Origin of the sequence: Methylocaldum szegediense, from assembly GCF_949769195.1 — a bacterium.
Classification (GTDB): domain Bacteria; phylum Pseudomonadota; class Gammaproteobacteria; order Methylococcales; family Methylococcaceae; genus Methylocaldum; species Methylocaldum szegediense.
The window spans coordinates 2,326,018-2,350,038 of sequence record NZ_OX458333.1; the positions used below are offsets into that span (position 1 = coordinate 2,326,018).

Here is a 24,021-nt window from a genome sequence, read left to right on the forward strand (position 1 = left end):
ACCCCGGAAACAGGGTTTCCGAGTCGTCGCTTAAATCCCGTTTACCGCGCTGAACATCTGGGCTTTCGCCGAGCTTAATCCGAACGGGCACTAAGGCTCGATGCTGTCCATCGATCCGCCGTTCGGTCGCACCGGGACGGTACTCAACCCTTCATCCGACTCAAAACGTCCACGTCCAACGTGTGGAATCGACGATGAATCTGCGTCACCAAGCCCATGGCGACGCCCACTTCCGCCGCTGCCATCGCAAGCACCAGCAGAAACATGATTTGCCCGTCCGCCTGATTCCAGCGCGAGCCGGCGATGATGAAAGCAAGTCCCGCCGAATTCAGCATGATTTCCAGGGAAATCAGTAAGAAGATCAGGTTGCGCCGCACCAAAACACCGGCGAGCCCCAGCGCGAACAGGACAGCCACCAACAGCAGCCCGTGCGCTAGCGGAATGGTTTCCGTCATGTTTTCTCCTCCCGCCGAGTCAAGTGATAGGCTCCCACCAATCCGACCAAGAGCAGCATGGACGCCAATTCCACCGCGAGCACATAAGGCCCGAGCAGATGGATGCCAACTTCCTTGGACGCAACGATATGACCTAGCGCGGCCGGCTTTTCCTGCATCAGGACGAAGACGAGCTCGGTCAGCAGCACCGCCGCCATCGCAGAAGGCCAGCGCCACGCGGCCGGCGACAGCCATTTCCTTTCCTGCTCCAGGGTTCGCAGCCCCAGATTCAGCATCATTACTACGAACAGGAACAGCATCATGATCGCCCCGACATGCACGATGATCTGAAGCATTGCCGCATAGAACGCGCCCATGAGATAGAACACGATGCTCAAGGCGAGAAAGGACAGAATCACGTACAACAAGGCGTGCACCGCGTTGAGCGAGACGATCACCATGATCGTGGCGACCACGCTTACCAAGGCGGCGGAATAGAACAAAACGTAGGACAACATAGCGTTCTCCTAAGGCAACAAGCTCCTGACATCCACCGGCGGCGCCTCGTTCTCGGCCTCGCCCTTATCCTTTCCGGCCACGCTTTTTCCGGCCACCCGGTAGAAGTTGTAATCGTGATATTTGCCGGTCCCGTCGATCAAAAGATGCTCCTTTTCGTAAACCATATTGCGGCGGTCGTACTCACTCATCTCCATGTCCGGCGTCAATTGGATGGCGTAGGTTGGACAGGCCTCCTCACAAAACCCGCAGTAGATGCAGCGGGAAAAATTGATGCGGAAGAACTCCGGATACCAACGCCCGTGTTCGTCCTGGGCTTTCTGGAGGGCGATGCAATCCACCGGGCACGCCACCGCGCAGAGGTTGCAAGCGACGCAGCGCTCTTCCCCGTCGGGATCGCGGGTCAGCACGATTCTGCCGCGATAGCGCGGGTACAAAGGCGGCTTTTCCTCCGGATACTCTCGGGTGGCAGCCTTGGTGAAGGTGTGCCGGAACACGGTCCACAGGGTTTGCAACTGAGTGAGGAAATCTTTCACCATGTCGGCTCACCCACGGCTACCCGGAGTACACTCGTTTCTCGAACGACTTATCGCCATAGGACGACTGCTCCCGTGACGAGAAGATTCAGGAAAGACAGCGGCAGCATCACCAGCCAGCCGAACGACATGAGCTGGTCATAACGCGGCCTTGGCAGAGCGCCACGTACCAGTATGAACAGCACTATGAAGATGGCGGTCTTGATGACGAACCAGGCGAAAGGCGGCAAAACCGGCCCATGCCAACCGCCGAAAAACAGCGTGACGATCAATGCCGCCCCGAGGGTGACGCCGACATACTCACCGACGAAGAACATGCCGAACTTCATGCCGGAATACTCGGTGTGATAACCCGCCACCAGCTCGTTTTCCGATTCGGGCAGGTCGAATGGGGTACGGTGGGTTTCCGCAAGAATCCCGATAAAGAACAAGATGAATCCCAGGAATTGCGGCACGACGAACCACCCGTCCCGTTGAGCTTCCACGATGGCCCGCAAATTGAAGGTTCCGGCCAGCATGACGACCCCCAACACCGCCATCGCTAAAAAAACCTCGTAGCTCATGGCTTGAGCCGTAGCCCTCAGGGCACCGATCAGCGAGTATTTGCTGTTGGACGCATAGCCGGCCAGCATCAGGCTGTACACCGACAATGCCATGACCGCCAACACGTAGAGCAAATCGAAGTCAAAGTCGATGATCCCAATATCCGGCGTGATCGGAATCACCGCGAATGCGGCCAGCATGCTTGCCATGATCACGACCGGAGCGAGCACGAAGACCGGTTTGTCGGCGAAAGGCGGAATCCAGTCTTCCTTGCTCAGTATCTTGATCATATCGGCCACGACCTGGAACAACCCCAGCGGGCCGACTCGATTGGGACCCAAGCGATCCTGCCAGATCGCGAGCAGCCGGCGTTCGACCCAGATCAAGAGCGCGGCGACAGCAATCAACACTGAAAGAATGCCGAGAATATCGAGCGGCGACCCTAGCGTCATGGTTCCCCTCTTCCCGTTTCGATGGCGATCCATGCCGGAAAATCGGTGCGGAACAGGCCGGGAAGACCGGCCGAAAGGCCGACGGCGCCCCTCGGCAAGGAGAGTTCCAGCCTCAGCGGCAGGCGTATGAGTTTTTCGTTCAGCCGCACCGCAAGGGTTTGAGTGACACCCAATTCTTCTGCATCCCTAGGATGCAGCGCGGCATAGGCTTCCGATACCCGTTCGGCTAACGGCGGCGACAAGACGCTCAGTTCCTCGCTGCCGAAAATCCGGTACAGCGGGATGACTCGCCAGCGGGTTTCGTCGCGCGCACGGGAAGGCACTTCGTCGAACCAGCGGGGCTCCGGCATTTCCGGTGATTCCAATAGCCTTACGCCCGGATCGCCTCCCCGCAAGGCGCCGCCCACTTCATCCTGAAACTTGTTGACGGCTTGTTGATTCGAATTCCAACGCGGCGCCCAAACGAAAGGCAACAGCGCCGGAGGCACCTCCACGCTCGCTCCTTCCATGGAAAACGCCAGAGCTGAATCGGGATCGTCGGGCGGCTTGGGTTCGTGAATATCCCGATGCGCGTTCATCGCCGTACGCCCGCTGTAGCGGTGCGGCTGACGCGGAATTTTCTCGCCTTCGATCCTGAAGCTAGCCGGTGGCGCGGCATGCCGAATCGGGCCGAATTCGGGGAAAGCCGCGGCGCAGGCGGCGGTCAAAGCATCGATGTTCGCCCAGCGTTTCGCCCCGGCATCGGCCAGCCAACGCCAACTGTCGCGGATTTTGCCGCTGCCCGGCATAACCGAATAAAACCGTTGCGCCCGTCCCTCGAAGCTGACCAGCGTGCCTTCGGTTTCGGCGAACGTGCTTCCCGGCAGAAGAAGTTGGGCCTTGGCCGCGGTGCCATGGCGGATATGGTCGACCACCACCACATGTCGCGTGCTGTTGAAAAAACTGTCCACGGCTCCGCCATCCGCACGGCGGTAAAGATCGTTCTCCAGGATGATCGCCGTGTTCACGTCCCGGGTCTTCGCCGCGGCGAATGCATCGACAACGCTGCGTCCGTCCATCATCGCGAGGCCCAGCGTATTACACTCCGGCGCGACATAACACAAGTCGATCGCCCCGCCTTCCCGGCGGTTGCTCAGCGCAAGGGCGATATTGGCGGCCGCCCGGATTGTCGCGAGACTTCCGCAAGCGATACCCGAAACGATCAAGGGACGGGCCGCGGCGGCAAGGCTGTCGCCGATGCGTTCCGCGAGACGCTCGTCCTCCGGCGTAAGATCGCTCACCGCCGGCGCGTTGGGATCGATCCGGCGAGCGATCGCAAAGCCCAGCCGCGCGATCGCTTCCGGCGTTCCCCGATAGATAGCCTCCGCGATGTCGTCTAGCCGGGTGGCGCAGGACGCGGCAACAAACAGCGGACTCTTCTCGTCTTGAGCCGCCTCTCTCACGGCGGCATCCTGCCAGCGCGGTATTTTCAATTGATCGGCACGTTCGAAAGCGCGGTTCCGCACCGATTGGCGCAGCGCGAGTGCCAGACGCGGCGCGGTGTTCGCCACGTCCTCGCCGAGCACCAGAACAGCGTCCGCCTGCTCCACCTCGCTCAGCGACGGAACGTGGACAGGCCAATGTCTCAGCACATCCAGTACAGCCGCCGCCAGAGACGTCTCTCCCTGGCTCAACCCAGCGTAAAAATTTTCGGCACCGACCAATTCCCGCAGGGCGAAATTGGCTTCCAGCGAGGCGCGCGGAGAACCGATTCCGATCGTATGGCCACCCAACCAACCCTGAAGATGGGCCAGCGCGGTCTCCCCGGAAACCGGTTCCCCATGAAGCAAAGGTTCGCGGATACGGCGCTCGCTGTTGACGAATCCGTAGCCGAAACGCCCTCGATCGCAGAGAAAATAGCCGTTCACTTCGCCGTTGTAGCGATTGACGATGCGTCTGAGCGTTCCATAGCGCTCGCCGGGGCTGGTATTGCAGCCTACGCCGCAGTGCACGCAAACCGAGGGTGCCTGCTGCAAATCCCACTTGCGAACGTAATGCGCACTGAACGTGCGGTCGGTGAACACCCCTGTGGGACAGACTTCGACCAGATTGCCGCTAAACTCGCTTTCCAGAATCCCGTCCTCGAAGCGCCCGAAATAGACGTTGTTGCGAGACGCGAACACGTCGAGATCCCGGCCTCCAGCATAGTCCCGATAAAACCGCACGCAACGGTAACAGGCAATGCAACGGTTCATCTCGTGATTAATGAAGGGACCCAGATACTGGTTTCGGTGCGTGCGCTTCAAGCCGCGATAACGGCGAAAGGTATGTCCGGTCATGACCGTCATGTCCTGGAGATGGCATTCCCCGCCCTCCTCGCACACCGGACAGTCGTGCGGATGATTGGTCATCAGGAACTCGATGACACCGGCGCGGAATTCCCGCGCCTCGGGCGCTTCGAGGGACACGCGAAGGCCGTCAGTCACCGGGGTCATGCAGGCCATGACCAGTCGGCCCCGGGTGTCACTCTCGTCCTTGTACTGGACTACCGCGCATTGCCGGCAAGCACCCACCGACCCGAGAGCCGGGTGCCAGCAGAAATAAGGCAGGTCCAGTCCCAGCGACAAGCAAACCTTGAGCAGGTTGTCGCCCGCTTCGACTTCGTGGGTTTGGCCGTCTATCGTGATGTGAGCCATGGCTTCGACCTTCTTTAGGCCACCCTCGCGCTCGACGCCGGTTTCAAGTAGCGTTCGAAATCGGCCCGGAAATGTTTCAACGCGCTCTGTAAAGGCTCGGCCGCGCCGGGCGCGAGTGCACAAAAGGTATTTCCCGGCCCCATCAGGCGCGCGAGCTGTTCGAGCAAGTCCAGGTCCTCAGGTCGACCGCGTCCGGCTACGAGGCTTTCGAGGAGCTCGACAACCCAGGGCAGCCCGTCGCGGCAGGGGGTGCACCAACCGCAGGATTCCTGCGCGAAAAACCGTTCCAGATTGAGCACCATCTGCACCGGACAGGTCCGATCGTCCAGCACGATCATGGTGCCCGTGCCGAGACGGCTTCCGGCTTTCATCATCGCCCCGAAATCCATGGGCACATCCAGGTGCTCGGGCAGCAAGAAATCCGTGGATGCGCCGCCAGGCAGGAATCCTCGCAGCGTATACCCATCCTGCATGCCACCCGCACACTCCTCGATCAGCACCCGAACCGGCGTCCCCATGGGCAATTCCCATAATCCCGGCTTCTTGACCCGGCCGCTCACACCGAACAGCTTGGTACCGGCATCCTCGCCACGGCCTAAACCGCGGTACCAGTCCACACCGTTACGGATGATATGTGGCACGTTGCACAGGGTTTCGACGTTGTTCACCACCGTCGGGCAACCCCATAGCCCGCTCGTTTGAGGATACGGGGGCTTGGCGCGCGGGATTGCGCGCTTGCCTTCGAGCGAATTGAGAAGCGCGGTTTCTTCGCCGCAGATGTAACGTCCTGCGCTGGTATGAAGGTGAATCTCCAGATCGAAACCCGAACCCAGGATGTTCTTGCCGAGATAACCGGCACTACGAGCTTCCGCCAAGGCTTGCTCCAGCCGGCGTGCGGAAAGATGGTATTCGCCCCGGAGAAAGATATAGGCAGTATCGGACTGCACGGCATAAGCGGCGATGGCTATGCCCTCGATGAGCTGGTGCGGATCGGCTTCCATCAGGAGGCGATCCTTGAAGGTGCCCGGCTCCATTTCGTCGGCGTTCACCACCACGTATTTCTGCCCCGCCGATTCGCCCTGCGGCACCAGACTCCATTTGACGCCGGTCGGAAACCCGGCGCCGCCGCGCCCGCGCAGTCCGGAATTCTTGACCGCTTCGATGACGTCCGCGGGTGCCATCTCTTTCAGAGCCTTGGTCAAGCCCTCGTACCCGCCGGTGTGACGGTAATCATCCAGCGTCACCGCCGAGAGATCGGGCTTGATGTTCTGCGTCAGCGGTTTGTCCATGCTTCGCCGTGCCTTTTTAAGAGTTCGTCGATTTTCGACTCGTCCATGTTTTCCCACAGTTCTTCGCCGACCATCAGCACCGGCGCGCGGTCGCAGGCGCCGAGACATACGATGGGGAGCAGCGTGTACCGTCCGTCCGCCGTGGTTTCGCCCAAACCGATACCCAGCCTCTCGGACAGACGCTCGCGGATTCGGTCAGCCCCCAGGATCCAGCAGCTCACGCTGTCGCAGCACAGAACGACGTTTTTGCCTACCGGTTTTCGGAAAATCAGGTTATAAAATGTCGCCACGCTGTCCAACTCGTCGGGCGACATCTCCAAGAGCCCGGCAACGCTTTTCAAAGCGTCGTCCGGCACCCAGCCGCGATGTTTTTGTACGATCTTGAGCGCCTCGATGGAAGCGGCGGATTTATCCGGATAATGCTCCGCGGCCGCGAGGATCTCGGCAGTTTCATGTTCGCTCAAGATGCCGGTTTCATTCATGAGAGACCCCGAAAAATCATTGTCCTGATCTGGCAAAACACCCTATCCCCCTCACCTATCCACGTCCGACATCACAAAATCGATGCTCCCGAGGATCGCGATGAGGTCGGCGATCATGAGCCCGCGAGCCATCAAGGGAATCATCTGAAGGTGTGGAAACGAAGCGGTACGGATGCGGGTACGGTAGGACATCGTGCTGCCATCGCTGATCAGGTAGTAACGATAAAGTCCCTTGGTTCCCTCCACGCAGGCCGACCCTTCGCCGGCCGGGATGACCGGCCCCCAGCTGACGTTCAGAAAGTGCTGGATCAGCGTTTCGATGTCGTGCATGGTCCGCGGTTTCGGGGGAGGCGTCGTCAACGGATGAAACGCCTTGTAAGGACCCGACGGCATGTTGTTCAGACATTGCTCGATGATCCTGAGACTCTGCCGCATTTCTTCGACGCGCACCAAGCACCGGTCGTAACAGTCCCCGTTTTTCCCGGTCGGGATCTCGAACTCGAAATTCTCGTAGCCGGAATAGGGGCGCGCCTTGCGGTAGTCCCAGGCGAACCCCGTGGCCCTCAACCCAGGCCCGGTCGCCCCCCACTCGATCGCCTCTTTCGTGTTGTAGACGCCTATACCCTGGGCACGCCGCTTGAGGATGCTGTTCGCCAGCACCATCTTGTCGTAATGCGCCAGCCGCTTCGGAAAATAATCGAGGAATTCCCGTACCAGCTTGTCCCAGCCCTCGGGCAAATCCATGGCGGTACCGCCGATGCGAAAAAAGCTGGAGTGCATGCGCCCGCCGGTAATCGCCTCGATGATCTCGAACACCCTCTCGCGGTCGACAAACATGTAAAAGACCGGCGACAGTTGTCCGACATCCTGCGCGAAAGTCCCGTAAAACAAGAGGTGGTTGTTGATCCGGTAAAACTCCGAGATCATCACCCGAATCACCTGCGCCCTGGGCGGCACCTCGATGCCGGCCATCTGTTCCAGCGCCATGACGTAAGGCAGGTTGTTCAGCGAGCCGCCGAGATAATCCACCCGATCGGTATAGGGAATGTAGGTGTGCCAGGACTGGCGTTCCCCCATCTTTTCCGCGGCGCGGTGGTGGTAGCCGATATCCGGCACGGCATCGACAATTTCCTCGCCGTCGAGTTGTAGAGCGATGCGGAACACTCCGTGCACGCTGGGATGATTGGGGCCGAGATTGAGAAACAGAAAATCGGCGTCTTCCTTCTCCCGCTTCATACCCCATTCTTCCGGTACGAAGCGCAGGGCTTCCTGTTCCGCCTCCTGCTTTTCCTCGGGCAGCGTGAACCGCCCCATCTCGGTCGCCCGCGCCGGATGGTCCTTGCGCAGCGGATGTCCTTTCCAAGTAGGCGGCATCAGGATGCGGCGGAGATTCGGATGGCCTTCGAAGCGAATCCCGAACATGTCGAAGACTTCGCGCTCGTACCAGTTGGCATTAGGCCAGAGCGCAACAATGCTCGGCACGCTCAGAGCGTCCTCGGGCAAGGCAACCTTGATCCGGATGTCTTCGTTGCGATCGAAAGACAGAAGATGGTAGACCAGCGTGAAATCGCTGCGCGGGAGCCCCTCACTGTGTCGGCGCAGACGTTCGTCCACCGCGGTGAGATCGAACAACATCGCATACGGCCGTTCGATCTCGCGCTTCAGATAGGCCAGGCAGTCGACGAACCGGTCCTTGGCTACCCACAGGGTCGGGATCCCGTCACAGGTGGATTGGACCGTAAACGCATCGTCGCCGAAATGACGCCGGAGTTCGGCGACAACGGCACCGGCTTTCGGCTCCTCCCTCGTCATTGCAGTGTCTGCGGTCGCGGTCGAAGCCATTATCGAATCCTCAAATCCGGTCCGGGCTGCGCAGCTCGGTGACCCTCATGCGCTCCGGAGTCTTGAGGTCTCGCAGACTCCTGATCGGGCCTTTGCGAACACCGTCCTCGCCGATCGTCCAGCCGAGGGGCCGCTTCTCCTTTCCGATCGATTCCTGCAGCAGGATCAGACCTTCGAGCAAGGCATCCGGACGCGGCGGGCAGCCAGGAACGTAGACATCGACTGGTAAAAACTTGTCCACCCCCTGGACCACGCTGTAAACATCGTACATCCCGCCCGAATTCGCGCACGATCCCATCGAAATCACCCAGCGCGGCTCTAGCAACTGCTCGTAAAGGCGCTTGATGACCGGCGCCATTTTCATGAAGACCGTTCCGGAGATTACGATCAAATCCGCTTGCCTCGGGCTCGCTCTGATCACCTCAGAGCCGAATCGGGCAATGTCGTAACGGCTGGTGAAAGCGGTGGCCATTTCGACATAGCAACATGAAAGCCCGAAGTTGAAAGGCCACACGGAATTGGAGCGGCCCCAGGCGATCAGGTCCTCTAGCTTCGCCAAGAGCAGGTTGCGGCGCATGGCTTCCTCACTGACGCGTTCGCCTGGACGCGGGGCAGGATCGGAGTCGGCTCGGGTAAGAGTCCACTGCATCGGTGTGTCCTCAAATCTTGAGTCGGGCGTCCTGCAATTTCTGCCGTTCGGTGCGCCAGTCCAGAGCGCCGATCCGCCAAAGATAAACCAAGGCTGCCAGCAGGATGCCAATAAACACCAACATCTCGATGTATCCGAGCCATCCGGCTTCGCGGAAGGCCACAGCCCAAGCGAGGATGAAAACGGCTTCGAGATCGAAAATGACGAAGAAGATTGCGACCGGATAAAACCGTACGGTGAGCCGTACGTGAATATCGCCGACCGGAACGATACCAGACTCAAAAGGCTCGCCGGTCGCACGTCCTGGGCGTGGCCGCGCGAGAAAACGCGGAATCGCCAACATGATTGCGATCACGGCAAAGATGGCCACGATATAAGCGATGAACGGCCAAAGATTCGATGCCTGCACCAGATCGGCACTCATGCCACTCCTCCGGGTGTGCTGCAGCAAACTGCAAAGGCGATCAACTTGTCCGCAGATTAATCGGACCGCCTATAACCGGCCTATAAGTAGAAATACATAGTTCAAATAAACCACTCGGGACGAGGGCGAAAACGAGGAATGCCGCGCAGTGGCCGCGTTGCAAGCATGTCCGCGATTTTAGGATAATAACCGCTCATTTTTCCCTGCCGATCCGTCCCCCGCATGAAAAAACGTCTGGAGAATCTGCTGCAGAGCGCCGTTTCCGTATTGAAAGCGAACGGCGACTTAGCCCCCGATTTCAATCCGACCATTCTCGTAGAGCGCGCACGCGACGCTCAGCACGGCGATTTCGCCACCAACCTGGCCATGGTCCTGGCGAAGGCCGCTCGATGCAATCCTCGGCAATTGGCGGAAAAAATCGTGGCCGCGCTGCCCCATGACCCCGTTGTCGCCAAGGTCGAGATCGCGGGTCCCGGATTCATCAATTTCTTCATCGACCTGAAAGCCCGGTACCGAATCATCGCCGACATCCACGAAGCAGGGCACGAATTCGGCAAGAGCACTGTCGGAGCGGGCCGCAAAGTGCAGGTAGAATTCGTTTCGGCCAACCCAACCGGCCCCTTGCACGTGGGACATGGTCGCGGGGCAGCCTATGGCGCCTCGGTGGCCAACCTTTTGGCCGCTGCCGGATTCGAAGTACACCGCGAGTACTACGTTAACGATGCCGGCCGACAGATGGACATCTTGGCCGCCAGCGTCTGGCTACGTTACCTGGAAGAGTGCGGGGAGGTGCTGAGCTTTCCCAGCAACGGCTACCGCGGTGAATACGTACGGACGATCGCCTGGGATCTGCACAAGAATGTCGGGGACAAATTCCGGCGCCCCGCCGCAGAGGTCATGGCGGATCTTCCGCCGGACGAACCCGAAGGCGGTGATAAGGAAGCTCATATCGATGCGCTGATCGCGAGGGCAAAATCGCTGCTGGGCCCTGCAAACTATCGGACCGTATTCGATGCCGGCCTCGACAGCATTCTTGACGATATTCGCCAGGATCTCGAGGAGTTCGGCGTTCATTATGACCGGTGGTTTTCGGAACGGAGCCTCGCCGAGACTGGCGCCATCGAACGGGCGTTAATAAAACTCCAAGAAGCGGGCTATCTCTACGAACACGATGGTGCGACCTGGTTCGCCTCGAGCCGGCTGGGTGACGAGAAGGACCGGGTCGTCGTCCGGGAAAACGGTCAAACGACTTATTTCGCGTCCGATATCGCTTACCACCTTGATAAATTGGAGCGCGGTTTCGATCAAATCATTAACGTTTGGGGTGCCGATCATCACGGCTATATTCCCCGTGTCAAAGCCGCCATAAAGGCCTTGGGAGGAGACCCGGAACGGCTTCACGTCCTACTGGTTCAGTTCGCCGTTTTGTATCGCGGGGAAGAAAAAGTCCAGATGTCCACGCGCTCCGGAGAATTCGTAACGCTCCGGCAGCTTCGCAACGAGGTGGGCAAGGACGCAGCCCGGTTCTTTTACGTCATGCGGAAATCCGACCAACACATGGATTTCGACCTAAAGCTGGCTACGTCTAGGACCAACGAAAATCCGGTCTATTACGTCCAGTATGCACATGCTCGGATTTGCAGTGTGTTCCGGCAATTGGACGAAAAAGGCTGGACGCGCGATCTCGTCGGCGGCATGAATCATCTGGATTTATTGACCGAAACGCATGAGTTGGCGCTTATCAACACCCTGTCCCGTTATCCGGAGGTCGTGGAACAATCAGCGCTGCAGTATGAGCCGCACCACTTGGTGCATTATTTGCGCGAATTGGCGTACGAATTCCACACCTATTACAACGCCCATCAGTTTCTGGTGGAAGATGCCGCGCTACGGAACGCCCGTCTCAACCTGATCGCCGCGGTGAGACAGGTGGTCCACAACGGTTTGAGCCTGCTGGACGTATCCGCGCCCGAATCGATGTAACAAAGACATGTCGAGGGACTACAAGCACCGGATTCCGGGATACCGAAAACGCAGGCTCCAAATTCCGAGAGTCTGGGTTATCACGGCGGCCGGCATTGCCGGTGCAGTCGGTCTCGCCGTGCATTTTTTCTCCGGCACCGACAGCGAGGAAAACCCGAAAGCACCTGAAACCGTATCAATACCGGTGCCGTCGACTGAGACCACAGCCGCCAGCTCGGACACCGGAAAAAAGAACCCACAGGAGAACAAGAAAAAGCCGGGAACCGAGGGCAATAAGCCGAGCGACCAAAGTCCCGAACAAAAGACGGAGACCATTAAGCCGCGGGAACCTCGATTCACCTTCTATAAGATCCTTCCCGAAAAGGAAGTCATCATCCCCGAAAGCGAGATCAAGATCATCAAGCGGGAAGAAAGCCGGAGCAGCAAACCTCCTGCAGGGCTTTATCTGGTTCAAGCCGGTTCTTTCGACAATCTCCGGAATGCCGAACAGCTCAAAGCCGACTTGGCCAAAATCAAAATCAAAGCCAAGATCGAAAAGATCGAAATCGAAAATTCTACCTGGTACCGCGTCAAGCTGGGGCCTTATGCGACTTTGGCCGATGCCGACAAAATCAGGGCCTATCTGCGCACCAAAGGTATCGACAGCATCGTGCAAAAAGCGGCGAAATAACGCTGTGCATAAAGCCTGTCTGCGGCTCTCACAATGACTTAAAGAACGACTTCGAAACCCTCGAACTGCGGCGGCCCAAGGTATAAGCCTTTACTTCCACCCGCACTGGCGTGTGCCTTACGAAACGCCTCCGAATGTGTCCACGCTTCAAACGCATCTTTCGAATCCCAAGTCGAGTGGGAAGCGAACAGCGTGTATTCCCCGTTGCTCGGCCCCTGGAGCAGATGAAATTCACGAAATCCGGGTACTTCGTGCAAATGCGTTTCGCGATCCCGCCATATCGCAACGAATTCGGCTTCCTTCCCTGAAGCAATCTTGAATCGATTCATCGCAATAAACATCTTCGTCCTATGCCTCCAAGGTCGTTTAGTCCATCTCCAAGAATTTAAGCCACCAGCCGATAGCATGGCTCGTAACGCACGCCCGGAAGCTTCATACGACCTTGCGCGACGAAGGTCGACAGCAGCTCGTCCAGAGGCTTCAGAACCGACGCGTCGCCTCGCAGCTCGAAAGGCCCGTATTCCTCAATGGCTCGAATGCCGTCCGTTTTCACGTTTCCGGCGACAATGCCTGAAAATGCCCGGCGTAAGTTGGCCGCCAGGTGATGAGGCTCCTGCTCGCGGTGCAACTCCAGGGCCGCCATATTCTCGTGCGTGGGCACAAACGGTAGCTGAAATGACTGCTCGATCTTGAGCAACCAATTGAAATAATACGCGTCGCCGTTTTGCTTCCGGAATTCCCGCACCAGGCTAATCCCCTCTTTCATTTCCCGGGCAACCCCCGCGGGATCGTCGATGATCACCCGATAGTACCGACGTACTTCTCGGCCGATCGTGGAAACTAGAAAACGGTCGATGAGTTCGAAATAGCCGGCACATTCGGCAGGTCCCGTCAAAATCACCGGAAAGGGTAAGTCCCTGTTGTCCGGATGAAGCAAAATACCTAACAAGTGAAGAATCTCCTCGGCCGTACCGACGCCGCCCGGAAAAATAATCACGCCGTGCCCGAGCCTGACGAATGCCTCGAGCCGCTTTTCGATGTCCGGCATGATGACCAACTCGTTGACAATGGGATTGGGCGGCTCCGCGGCGATGATTCCCGGCTCCGAGATACCCACGTAACGGGCATTGTGGATGCGTTGCTTGGCATGCCCGATGGTTGCGCCTTTCATGGGGCCCTTCATGGCCCCGGGACCGCACCCGGTGCAGACGTTGAGCCCCCGCAACCCCAACTCATGGCCGACTTCTTTAGTGTAATCGTATTCCTCCCGGCTGATCGAATGTCCTCCCCAACAAACGACCAGGTTCGGAGCGGTGTTCGTGATCAGGCTGCCCGCATTGCGCAGAATGTGGAATACCGCGCTGGTGATGTCTTCCGATTTCGTTAGGTCGAACGCGGAATTCGAGACGATCTCGGACCCGGTGAAGACAATATCGCGGAGTACCGAGAACAGGTGCTCGCGTATGCCCTTGATCATTTCGCCGTCGACGAAGGCAGAGGCCGGCGCGTTCAGTACTTCCAGCTTGATGCCGCGCTGCTGTTGCAATACGCGAATATCGAAATCCTTATGCTGTTCGAGCACCAGCTTGCAGTCGTCGACTGCGCTCCCGCAATTCAAAACCGCCAGCGAGCACCGGCGGAAAAGCTCATGAAGGCCGCCTTGGCTGGTATCGAGCAGCTTTGCCACTTCCAATTTGGACAAGACTTCCAGAGTGCCTTCTGGCCTCACCTGAGCGTTGACGGTCTGCATCGGAACTCCTTTCTCAAAACGTCCGGTGGTAACGGACGAAAATTCTGCCAAGTCTGTTCAACTCAAAGATAAGCGCACAGCCTGTGGATAAGTTTGTGGAATACAAGCTTGAAAGTTTGTTGAGAACCCGCTGTTTTGTGCGCTTTTTTCGATTCGAAGATTCTCCGTCATTCACAAACACACATCTAATCATTCACTTACATAATCTTTGACAAGAAACCGCCAGTAAAAGGCGGACATGACCAGGCACAACCCATGATGTGCATAATTCTTGCGCTATCGCAAAGTCCCGCCATCTGGACCCCGGCATATCTCCTCCCAAGCGGGATGCTCACGGATCAGCCTCAGGGCGTCATGCAGCAGGGTCTTGCCGGGTTCCCGGCGGTGCCAGGTCGAGGCGCCGGATGGGTGAGGCAAAGGTATCACGTCAGCTTCCAAGCCGTCTCGACAAAATCTGTGCCGAAGCCCGATCACCTGGTCTAATCTGTCCACGGCCAAAATTTGGCGAATCGCGAGCTTACCCACGGGTATGACCAACTTGGGCCTTATGAGACGAAGTTCGGCGTTCAGCCACTCGGCGCAACGACCGATTTCCTCGAGGGTCGGAACCCGGTCACCGCCCTTCGGGTTCTTACCGGGAAAGCAACGGCATACGGCTGCCATGTAGACCCGCTGGCGAAACACGTGTTCCGACACGCCTATATCCGCGAACCATTTGAAGAGCGTTTTTCCGGCGGTCCACGCGAACGGTCTACCCAGTTGCCCTTCCTTGGAGCCTGGCGCCTGGCCAATCAAGACTACCGGCGACAACACAGCGCGCCCCGTGACCACAGGACCGATCATCTCAGGGCAACGCGCGCAATTCTTCAACTCCTCCTGATGGAGGATCAATGAGCGCAAACGCTCGTCCATGAATGCTTGTTGCTCAGGACGGTTGAGGCGAGTCGCTGTCTTTTTTCCAGCTCCACGCCAAGGTATGCAAACGCGTCAGCGTCTCCGGATCGGAAATCAAGGCGCGTTTTTCGGCGGCGGAAAGCGTTTCCGGTCCGTCCTCGACCAACTGATAAACCCACGCGCGCAACTGATGACGCTGGCGTTTCTTAATCGGACGGTCGGGCAGAAGCGCGAGGTGCAGGGAATAGGTCCCCGGATCCGCGACGTTCAACTCGCCCTTGACTTGTGCATCGGATTGCTCGGCTTTAGCCAGGTTTTCATGGAGCAACTCGACCACCCGGGGCGCCCGGTATTCCTCCGGGGTCAGGAAAAATCCGAGCTTGCGGGCAAGCAACCCCACCTTCGTACTGCTAGAAAGAATGGAAATGGGTATCGACAAAACCAAACCGGCTAAAACCGGTACCAGCCACAGGAAAAAGTCCGGCACATATTCATAGCTCAACCATCCCGCGCCCAGCCCGGTCAAAGTCTGACCGCCATGGGCCAAGGTCGCTTCCTTGAGACTCAAGCGGTGATCGCCGCGATTCTGAGGCGGCCAGCCGACGCTGCGGCGCAACAGAATGGCGACGACGAACTTGCTCTGATACAGCATGAGGATCGGCGCCGTAAGCATGGAGAAAACGCTTTCGAGAAAGACGCTGAGAGCGGCGCGTATTACGCCTCCATAACTCTTGAGCATTCTTGGCCGCGTCAGGAGCAGAAGGAAACTCCAAAGCTTCGGCAGAAACAACATGGCCAGGGTCACCAGCAGCACGGTCGTCATCTCGACAGCGTAAGACTCGGGCCATACCGGAAAGATATTGTCGCCGAAAAAATAAACCGGCATGGTTTGGCTCTGCACGTAGGCCTCGAAGCCAGTCAATACCAGAAACAGGAACCATAGCGGCGAGGACAAATAGGACATGATGCCCATCAGGAAATACAACCGGCTGAGGCCGGAAAACCCGCGGGCGAACACCATGCGCAAATGCTGCAGATTACCCTGGCACCAGCGCCGGTCGCGCTTCGCATAGTCGATCAGTGTAGGCGGTAACTCCTCGTAACTGCCCTTGAGATCGCTCGCCAACCACACCTCCCAACCGGCTTCGCGCAGCAAAGTTGCCTCGACGAAATCATGGCTCAAGATCTCGCCGCCGAACGGCTCCCGCCCCGGCAGTTTCGGCAAACCGCAGTGTTGGACGAACGGCTCTATGCGAATAATGGCGTTATGGCCCCAGTAATTGCTTTCGGAAAGCTGCCAAAAGTTGATGCCGGCAATAAAGACGTTGCTATACAGACTGCTGGCGAACTGCAGGATACGGGCGAACAGCGATTTGTGGTTCACCGGCAGCGGCGGCGACTGGATCAGGGCGACCCGTGGGTGAGCCTCCATCAGATCGACCATTCTCGTCAGGGTCTCGCCGGCCATGAGGCTGTCGGCGTCGAGCACGATCATATAACGGTAACGGCCGCCCCAGCGCCTGCAAAAATCCTCGATGTTACCGCTCTTGCGAGCGATGTTCTTCTCGCGGTTGCGATAAAAGATCTTGCCATGCGCGTTGAAATCGCGGCACATGCGATACCAGTTCACCTCTTCCTGCATCCAGATGTCGGGATCGCGCGTATCGCTGAGAATAAACAGTTCGAACGCGTCGGCGCGACCGGTTTCGCGGAGCGACTGGTAAATCGCCCGAAGACCTGCGAATACCCGGACGGGATCTTCGTTATAAATCGGCATCACTAGCGCCGTGAGTGCCGGCTCCTGGTCGGGCGTGGGAGGCAGGCTCGGGGGCAACCTTGAGATAGAACGCTTATCACCGCCCCGAAGCAAACACCAGAATCCAAGCGTGGCGGTCCAAAACGAGGTACTGATCCACAGAATCAGCAATGTATAAAGTACGAGCAGAACGATTTCCTGCGGCGTTATTCCGTTCTGCAGGAAAGCGCTCGTGATCATGGCAAGCGCTGCGAATGCCGTCACGGTGACCAGAGTAAAGAAGATTGTTCGCCTTAGAGTGCGGACATAGCGCGGCAAAGCGCTGGCATGGGAAGACATACTGTGAATAAAGGTTAACTGCTTTGATGAGTCGATTTGAACAACCAGAATCGCAGCGGTTGCTCGGCCATGGAAACAGGGGCCTCGGGGGGCGTGGGGCGCGGCAGAATATCTTTCAACATCTCTCCTGTCTCGGCCGGCGGCTCCGAATTTTCGAATAGAGCGTCGGCAACTGACGGGCAGCCAGTCAGCAGCAAGGCGGCCCGTGCCGCCGCTACCGGATGAGGATCCTTGGACGGCGATAACCGCATGGCCCGCGCCAAGGCGTGGTCGAAGCGCCGCTGAGCCTCTTCTATCGCACGCTTGAGTAATTCCTCTACAGCTCCGCGACCAACCCGACGCCGAGCTCGGTTCAGGCAATCTTCCGCCAGTCCTTCAACGAGATCCTGCCGAGACAAGCCGAGGCTCTGCAAATAGGCGATGACTCGTTCCTTGATTCCAGGCGGCCAGGACTGGGGAAAAGGTTCCACAACACCTGACGTTACCACCTTGTTTAAGGTCCGTACTTGATTCATCGACGGTTCCACTGATAAACCCATGTTTCGGTAAGTGCATCCTTGCCGGATTTCAACATTGCACGCAACTCGACCGGGTCTTTATCCTTTTCGGGCTCTAGATCAAAACTCAAACGCCATCGATCATTTTCACTGTTTTTCTGAACTACGATATTGGTAATCTTACCGGCGGAGGCGCTTACCTCGGCCTCTACCGCAGCCTTGTCGCTGAGCAACTTGAGCGTCGGGCTGGCAAACTCGACGACGAATTTACGATTCGGACTATCGGGAGCCGACGCGCCCACGCGAGTGGCAACGACCTTACCGCCCCCGGGCGCGGTAAACTCGTCCAATAGAAAATGCAGACGATAGCTGTAGGTGTATTCCTTGCCTTCGCCGGTCGCCTTGTCAGGCACCCAAAAAGCTACGATGTTATCGTATTTCTCTGCGTCGCTCGGAATTTCGATCAGGTAAACCGCGCCCGGTCCCCAATCGCCCAGAATCTCGACCCAGGCGCTAGGTCGACGGTTATAGCCGGCTTCCAAATCCTGGTAATGGTCGAAATTGCGATCCCGCTGCATCAAGCCGAATCCCACGGGCTTCTCATCCCGGAAGACGCTGATGCGAAGCTGGCGCGGATTGTTCAACGGGCGCCAGACCCATTCGCCGGTGCTTCTTCCAATCAATAGCCCGTCGGAATCGTGCACCTCGGGACGAAAGTCATCCAGAAAACGATCGGTATTCTCACCATGATAAAACATGCTGGTCAGAGGCGCGATGCCGACGCGTTCGATGCCTTGGCGAAAGTAAAGATGACTCGTCACGTCCATCGTCAAGTCGAGTCCCGGGCGAATGATGAAGCGATACGCCCCGGTTACTCTCTCGCTATCCAGTAAAGCATATACTGTGAGCGCGCTAGCGTCCTTCGCCGGCTTTTCGATCCAGAACTCCTTAAAAATCGGAAACTCCTCTGCTTTCGGCAAGCCCGTATCAACAGCCAACCCGCGCGCGGACAGACCATATAACTGTCCCAACCCGACCGCCCGAAAATAACTCGCACCCAGGAAAACAGCGATCTCATCGAAGATATCATCCTTCCGCAAGGGATGATGGAAGCGAATACCGGCGAATCCAAGGTCTGCCGGAAGGGGGTTCGGAAATTGGTTCTTCCCGAAATCGAACAGTTCCGGCGAATACGCGAGCCGCGTCGAGCTCCCGCGATCCACAATATTGATGACAACGCGATCCTTGAAAATGAAACCGCGATGAAATGCCTGAATTTGAAACGGCAAATTCTCGTCACGCCAAAGAGCTTTTTCTGGTTTATACCGAATATCGCGGTACTGATCGTAGTCCAGCCTGGTCAAAAACTCGGGCATACCGGACTCATCCCGGGCATAAGGCTTAGCGGCTAATTCTTTTGCCTTCTGCTCCACATCTGAAAAGTCGAAGGGCTTGGCTGGCCCTTTATCGGCCGGAGGCGTAACTGGTGGGCTCGGTGCTGGAACTGCGGCTGGCTGAGGTGGCGGAGGTGCCGACTTCTTCGATTCGGCGAGAGCGGTACTGAAAAGCAAAGGACACAAAAAGACGACGATCCAGCTTGGAAAGCTCACAGTGTGTTTTTCCTCGGAAACTCGATAACCAAATACGTTCTACGGCCCAGGGCTAACCCCCAGTTCTTATCCCTTCCGATGGCCAGCGGTGTCTCCGGGGAGCGGCGGAACCGCCCTTCCAATCGCAAACGGTCGCTCCGGGAGCACCGAAGCGCCCCTTCCAATCGCCAACGGTCGCTTCGGAACGACATGTTCTGCCGTGGATAACAATGCAATCGCGAACGGTCGTTTCTTCTTCGAGCCTAACCCGGTAAGTCCTCACCACCCCCTCCGACTCCAGCCGAGTGGTCCTCCTTGCCTACTCCACTCGTGTCCGAAAATACCAATCAATCGTCCAGATTCGGATGCAAGTTTTTTCTCACCCGGCGAACTCCGGGCAAATTTGCTGTAAATAGCAAACCCCACAATATAGTCAAGGAATTACACGGTGACAAACGCTCCAACGCGCAGGAATCATTTGCTAATTGAGCGCTACGGGTGCAGCTCGCGGAACAGGTGTGTCAAAAGAGTGAGCTGTTTCAAATACGGCGCGGCCTGAATTTCATGGCCACGCTAAAGCACGAGAATGCAGCAAAAAGTACACCATTTGGACATAGTATACCCCGGTGATGCATAAGGAAAAATCTTCCCGTCGAGAAACTATTCTCGGCTTTAGGTCGAGGACGTATCATGTTCCGACCTCGTGCCGGAAAGCTCGATTCCTGAAAAGACGGCGCGTCCCAATAGAATCAGGCGCGGAGTCGCTGCGATGAAAAAGCTGATCGTCATTCGTCACGCCAAATCCGACCGGGATTCGCCATCGCTGGCCGACATCGATCGCCCTCTGAATGACCGCGGGAGATACGATGCATCACTCATTGGGAGTATATTGAAACTTCGCGAAATGGAACCGGATTCAATCATATCAAGTCCGGCGAAACGCGCTCTCGAAACCGCCGAACGAGTAGCGGAGGCCGTCGGTTACGATAAGGCCGGAATCGTCGTTCGCGACTGCATTTATAATCAAGAGGTGCCGGCTTTGGTCGAATTGATTCGATCGATCGAGAATATCCACGACACCGCCTGCCTGATCGGCCACAATCCCTCTCTAAGCGAACTGGTCGCTCGACTGACCGGCGAGAACATTGGTTCGCTTCCCACCTGTGGAATTGCGGCAATCGAATTCACGGTTGAGGATTGGGTCTACATTCTGGCCGGGAGCGGACGACTGTTGTTTTTCGACTTTCCCAAACGGCATCGTTAGACCTGGAAACGGCGGTTATCGAAAAGGCGGGGATCGGATGATCACCCCCGCCTGATTGTCCAAGCCCGAGTCCGCCATTCGCACGGGCCACGATTATTGTTACTGCACCTTTATTGGCGGCAGCTCAAGCTGAAAGAAGCCTGCAATGGAATCAAGAACAGCGGCCGTCGCTTCGATCCTATCAACTACAATGCCTTGCAGAAAACCAACCACGGTGCCAACGTAACCGCCCTCAACGTCGGCGAGTTGTTCTTCACTCATCGGAGTCAAGTTGGACACCTGGCCCAAGGCCCGGAAGTCGCTGTCCGCATCCGCCCAGGCTGAGCCCGCAACCATAACTGAAGACAATACCGCGGCTAATGCATACGATTTCATAAGTCGATCTCCTTGTCTTAAATTACACGCTTTCCTTAAGAGCGCGCCGGGTCCTTAAAGCCCTGCGACGCGAGAACATAGCCGCCAAGTCCCTTTGGCTCGGGTCGCGTCCTTACGACCAAACATCGAATTGCAGGCATCATGCCACCCCCCTACATAGCGTGCACCTGTGGAGATCTATCCACTTGTTTCCCCGTGGACTTTATATTCTTCGAGCAAGGACTTCCGACCACGGCTTAGCTTTTTTGCGGGTTTGAAGCACCTCGATCGCCAGCCTCGGCGCGCAAGAATTTAACTTTTTGAAAAACCAGATCAAATCTTTTTATGGATCGTCGCTCGGTACTGTTTTCTTGATTTTAAAAGTGAGTCATTCTGGTGAAACAGTCACGCCGAGACTTCGTAATCAGGGAGCCGTATCAGCAGACGCCAATAGCTTGGCTCGAACTCGCTCAGGGCAACGAATATCCCTGAAACAGCGCACTCTATCGATGCAATCACGGTTTTTAATCGCCGTGACGTTGCTCAAACCGGCTACAGCCTCGCTCAGGAACAACCGTGAAGCCTAGATACCAGACAAAATTTAAATTCCTGTAACAGCAATTCGCGATGCAACCGTGATGTCGTCGCAATCGATTGATCTAGCAAAATTTTTAAGAAGGCCGCTGGTTAAAATTTTTGAAAAAACCAAACTATGGAGCTTTCAATAGTTAACAAATATTTTTCGAAATGGATCGCCGTTAACGAACCGTGCAACGCAATAACGCACGGTAGCATCAACTCGCTACGGATAGGTAACGAGGTTTCTTCTAGGGTGGGGCGTTCTGGGATGAACCGGAAAATTTTTTATTTTTAAGCTTTATATAAGCACTTTGAATCTACGCGTGGATATAGTCATCTAGCGCGATCCTATGAGGCATCGAATGAAAGTTTATCGAAGGGAAAACAGCAATCGATTAGTCATTAACGCTACGTGAAATCGCGAAAAACCGGCAAGAACACGGTCTCGCCTCTTGGATCTTCGGATACCTTTCGTCGAAAAGCAGGCAAGCGGGCAAGCGGCCTAGCTGTCGCGTCTCGTGTGATTATTTACCGAGAAGGAGTTATGCTTGGTTCGAAGCCCGGAGCCTTCTCCAGGAGATATTCGGTTCGTCCAAGTGAGGTTTCTCTCCATGCAGATTCGTCTTCATAAGAACGCCCGTACCACCCCGGCCGTTCGGCAGGCCATTCAAGCGTCCACGTTGAGCGAGCGCGCCTTGGCCCAAAAGCATGGCATTAGCCGAACGACCGTCCGCAAGTGGAAACACCGCTCCTCGGTCGAAGATGCCTCACACCGGCCCCACACCCTCAGAACCACGCTCACGCCCGCCCAGGAAGCCATCGTGGTCTACCTCCGCCAAGCTCTGCTCCTCCCCTTGGATGATCTCCTGGCCGTGACCCGGGAATTTCTCAATCCCGCCGTGTCCCGTTCCGGGCTAGACCGCTGCCTGCGCCGCCACGGGGTGGCGTCCCTCAAGACCCTGCTTCCGCCTACAGAGAAGGCGAAGGTCAAACCCTTCAAGGCCTATGAGCCCGGCTTCCTTCACCTGGATGTTAAGTACTTGCCCGCCATCGACGGCGAACCCCGCCGATACCTGTTCGTCGCCATCGACCGCGCCACCCGCTGGGTCTATGTCGCCCTCAAGCCCAACCGCACCGCCTTAAGCGCAAAGGACTTCCTCAAAGCGGTGATTCAGGCCGCGCCTTTCCGCATCCAGAAATGCCTGACCGACAACGGCTCGGAGTTTACCGACCGTTTCCTGACCCGAACTCGGCAGCCCTCGGGGACGCATGAGTTTGACCGCCTCTGTACTGAACAAGGCATCGAACATCGCCTGATTCCGCCGGGCCGGCCCCAAACGAATGGCCTGGTGGAACGCTTCAATGGCCGCATCGAGGAGGTGTTGCAAACCCATCACTTCGACTCAACCGCCGATCTGGAAACGACCTTGCACCGCTATGTCGAGCTGTACAATCATCACATTCCCCAAAAGGCCTTAGGCCATCTCACCCCGATCCAGGCTCTCAAAAACTGGCAACTGTCCCATCCTCATCTTTTTCGAAAGAAGGTTTACGATCTTGCGGGACTTGACAACTAGCCACTCCCCCGCTTGGATGATGTGGCCCGTGCGATTCGCACACGGGCCCTTCGCTATTACGGTTAATTCATGCTCTGTGTGGTGACTTGCGCAATGGTCTGAGTTGCGATACCCAGAACACTCAGGTTGATGCCAACCGAAACGGGTACGGCCAGGTTGAGACAAACATTCGCAAGATTGATCAGGCCACCGTTGCAAGCTCCGCCTTCCACGGCCGCAAGCTGTTCCTCACTCATCGGAGTCAAGTTGGACACCTGGCCCAAGGCCCGGAAGTCGTTGTCCGCGAAGGCAGAACCGGTAACCATCATCGAAGACAATACCGCGGCCAATGCATACGCTTTCATAAGTCGAACTCCTTGTCTTGCATTCAACGCTTTCCTTACGCTCGCGCCGGGTCCTTGAAGTCCTGCGACGCGAGAACATAGCCGCCAAGTCCCTTTGGCTTAGGTCGCATCCTTACGACCGATAGTCAAATTGCAGACATCATGCCATCCTCGAAAATTCGCTTGGACACCGCTCTATCCAACTGTTTTTGAGCTGATTTTTCTCAGTGACTAACGGTCGTAGATTTTCCGCGACGTTCGAAGTCACCGAAATTACCTGTTTCTCCCTCGGAAAATGTACGTTTTTGAAAAGCGCAGCCAAGAAACGCTTTCGGCATTCACTGCTCAAGTTTATGTCCGTATTTTGGAACCAAGGTGAAACATGCCTGGTTGATTTCCTTTGATTCGAACGCTTACGTCTAATCGTCCCGCAGAGGAAATTGCACCCCCGTTACATGCTGATGACATCGCGCCTCGATATCGGCCGATGCAAATGCCATCGGTATACCGAAACGAATACTGAACTGTCTCGCGAGTGATTTTTTCGCCGGCCCGTTATCCGTCTTTGTCGTTCTCTCACCGTAGCCGTACGATGGCAAGATGC

22 protein-coding genes are annotated in these 24,021 nt (G+C 56.9%); 4 read left to right on the top strand and 18 right to left on the bottom strand.

Translation table 11 applies throughout. The features are described 5' to 3' along the window. Positions 1-143: 143 nt before the first annotated feature. The 10 genes from nuoK to ndhC are packed head-to-tail and all read right to left on the bottom strand — an operon-like array spanning position 144 to position 9,842. Complete coding sequence (nuoK, locus tag QEN43_RS09955) at positions 144-455, bottom strand: NADH-quinone oxidoreductase subunit NuoK (protein ID WP_026611604.1); 312 nt, start codon at positions 453-455, stop codon at positions 144-146. Further along, entirely contained in the window at positions 452-952 is a 501-nt protein-coding gene (nuoJ, locus tag QEN43_RS09960) for an NADH-quinone oxidoreductase subunit J (protein WP_036269205.1), read from the bottom strand. Before nuoJ ends, nuoK begins: the two co-directional genes overlap by 4 nt. A gap of 9 nt (positions 953-961) precedes the next feature. Next, complete coding sequence (gene nuoI, locus QEN43_RS09965; RefSeq protein ID WP_026611602.1) at positions 962-1,489, bottom strand: NADH-quinone oxidoreductase subunit NuoI; 528 nt, start codon at positions 1,487-1,489, stop codon at positions 962-964. 47 nt (positions 1,490-1,536) lie between these two features. Next, the gene (nuoH, locus tag QEN43_RS09970; RefSeq protein ID WP_026611601.1) at positions 1,537-2,481 is read right to left on the bottom strand and encodes an NADH-quinone oxidoreductase subunit NuoH; all 945 of its coding nucleotides are present in this window, start codon (positions 2,479-2,481) and stop codon (positions 1,537-1,539) included. Further along, positions 2,478-5,156: an NADH-quinone oxidoreductase subunit NuoG gene (nuoG, locus tag QEN43_RS09975; RefSeq protein ID WP_026611600.1), complete on the bottom strand. Its 2,679-nt coding sequence runs from the start codon at positions 5,154-5,156 to the stop codon at positions 2,478-2,480. The genes nuoH and nuoG overlap by 4 nt, the downstream gene beginning before the upstream one ends. Positions 5,157-5,170: 14 nt before the next feature. Beyond that, a complete protein-coding gene (nuoF, locus tag QEN43_RS09980; RefSeq protein ID WP_026611599.1) occupies positions 5,171-6,445 on the bottom strand; it encodes an NADH-quinone oxidoreductase subunit NuoF in 1,275 nt (424 codons plus the stop codon). Beyond that, positions 6,430-6,927, bottom strand: a complete 498-nt coding sequence (nuoE, locus tag QEN43_RS09985) for an NADH-quinone oxidoreductase subunit NuoE (RefSeq protein WP_051331974.1) — start codon at positions 6,925-6,927, stop codon at positions 6,430-6,432. Before nuoE ends, nuoF begins: the two co-directional genes overlap by 16 nt. A 51-nt stretch (positions 6,928-6,978) precedes the next feature. Beyond that, a complete protein-coding gene (nuoC, locus tag QEN43_RS09990) occupies positions 6,979-8,769 on the bottom strand; it encodes an NADH-quinone oxidoreductase subunit C/D (RefSeq protein ID WP_084162310.1) in 1,791 nt (596 codons plus the stop codon). A 10-nt stretch (positions 8,770-8,779) separates the two neighbouring features. Next, positions 8,780-9,418: an NADH-quinone oxidoreductase subunit B gene (locus tag QEN43_RS09995; protein WP_026611596.1), complete on the bottom strand. Its 639-nt coding sequence runs from the start codon at positions 9,416-9,418 to the stop codon at positions 8,780-8,782. 10 nt (positions 9,419-9,428) lie between these two features. Further along, a complete protein-coding gene (ndhC, locus tag QEN43_RS10000; RefSeq protein WP_026611595.1) occupies positions 9,429-9,842 on the bottom strand; it encodes an NADH-quinone oxidoreductase subunit A in 414 nt (137 codons plus the stop codon). 222 nt (positions 9,843-10,064) lie between these two features. Here ndhC and argS point away from each other — a divergent pair, with 222 nt between their 5' ends. After that, positions 10,065-11,825: an arginine--tRNA ligase gene (gene argS / locus QEN43_RS10005; RefSeq protein WP_026611594.1), complete on the top strand. Its 1,761-nt coding sequence runs from the start codon at positions 10,065-10,067 to the stop codon at positions 11,823-11,825. Positions 11,826-11,832: 7 nt separating this feature from the next. After that, positions 11,833-12,495: an SPOR domain-containing protein gene (locus QEN43_RS10010; RefSeq protein ID WP_026611593.1), complete on the top strand. Its 663-nt coding sequence runs from the start codon at positions 11,833-11,835 to the stop codon at positions 12,493-12,495. Between the two features lie 38 nt (positions 12,496-12,533). Here the strand turns inward: QEN43_RS10010 and QEN43_RS21765 are convergent, their stop codons facing one another. The 6 genes from QEN43_RS21765 to QEN43_RS10035 all read right to left on the bottom strand — a co-directional run bounded on the left by QEN43_RS21765 (position 12,534) and on the right by QEN43_RS10035 (position 19,341). Continuing rightward, a complete protein-coding gene (locus QEN43_RS21765; RefSeq protein ID WP_396662737.1) occupies positions 12,534-12,902 on the bottom strand; it encodes an antibiotic biosynthesis monooxygenase family protein in 369 nt (122 codons plus the stop codon). Next, positions 12,881-14,245, bottom strand: coding sequence for a nucleotide 5'-monophosphate nucleosidase PpnN (gene ppnN / locus QEN43_RS10015; protein WP_026611591.1), 1,365 nt, complete (start codon positions 14,243-14,245; stop codon positions 12,881-12,883). The genes QEN43_RS21765 and ppnN overlap by 22 nt, the downstream gene beginning before the upstream one ends. Positions 14,246-14,521: 276 nt before the next feature. After that, on the bottom strand, positions 14,522-15,157 hold the full coding sequence (locus QEN43_RS10020; RefSeq protein ID WP_026611590.1) for a uracil-DNA glycosylase family protein: 636 nt from the start codon (positions 15,155-15,157) through the stop codon (positions 14,522-14,524). A 13-nt stretch (positions 15,158-15,170) separates the two neighbouring features. Next, positions 15,171-17,234, bottom strand: coding sequence for a glucans biosynthesis glucosyltransferase MdoH (gene mdoH / locus QEN43_RS10025; protein WP_026611589.1), 2,064 nt, complete (start codon positions 17,232-17,234; stop codon positions 15,171-15,173). 14 nt (positions 17,235-17,248) lie between these two features. Then, positions 17,249-17,749 carry a hypothetical protein gene (locus QEN43_RS10030; protein WP_051331973.1) on the bottom strand — a complete coding sequence of 167 codons (501 nt, stop codon included), beginning with the start codon at positions 17,747-17,749 and terminating at the stop codon, positions 17,249-17,251. Continuing rightward, the gene (locus QEN43_RS10035) at positions 17,746-19,341 is read right to left on the bottom strand and encodes a glucan biosynthesis protein (protein ID WP_235726683.1); all 1,596 of its coding nucleotides are present in this window, start codon (positions 19,339-19,341) and stop codon (positions 17,746-17,748) included. The genes QEN43_RS10030 and QEN43_RS10035 overlap by 4 nt, the downstream gene beginning before the upstream one ends. 748 nt (positions 19,342-20,089) lie before the next feature. On the opposite strand from QEN43_RS10035, the gene QEN43_RS10040 reads away from it, so the two are divergent. Then, complete coding sequence (locus tag QEN43_RS10040; protein WP_026611587.1) at positions 20,090-20,584, top strand: SixA phosphatase family protein; 495 nt, start codon at positions 20,090-20,092, stop codon at positions 20,582-20,584. A 99-nt stretch (positions 20,585-20,683) separates the two neighbouring features. On the opposite strand, the gene QEN43_RS10045 is transcribed toward QEN43_RS10040, so the two are convergent. Continuing rightward, positions 20,684-20,959 carry a hypothetical protein gene (locus QEN43_RS10045; RefSeq protein WP_026611586.1) on the bottom strand — a complete coding sequence of 92 codons (276 nt, stop codon included), beginning with the start codon at positions 20,957-20,959 and terminating at the stop codon, positions 20,684-20,686. A gap of 1,169 nt (positions 20,960-22,128) precedes the next feature. Between QEN43_RS10045 and QEN43_RS10050 the strand changes: the two genes are divergently transcribed. Beyond that, complete coding sequence (locus QEN43_RS10050) at positions 22,129-23,094, top strand: IS481 family transposase (RefSeq protein ID WP_317964054.1); 966 nt, start codon at positions 22,129-22,131, stop codon at positions 23,092-23,094. Positions 23,095-23,156: 62 nt separating this feature from the next. On the opposite strand, the gene QEN43_RS10055 is transcribed toward QEN43_RS10050, so the two are convergent. After that, positions 23,157-23,438 carry a hypothetical protein gene (locus tag QEN43_RS10055; protein ID WP_026611585.1) on the bottom strand — a complete coding sequence of 94 codons (282 nt, stop codon included), beginning with the start codon at positions 23,436-23,438 and terminating at the stop codon, positions 23,157-23,159. Between the last annotated feature and the right edge of the window lie 583 nt (positions 23,439-24,021).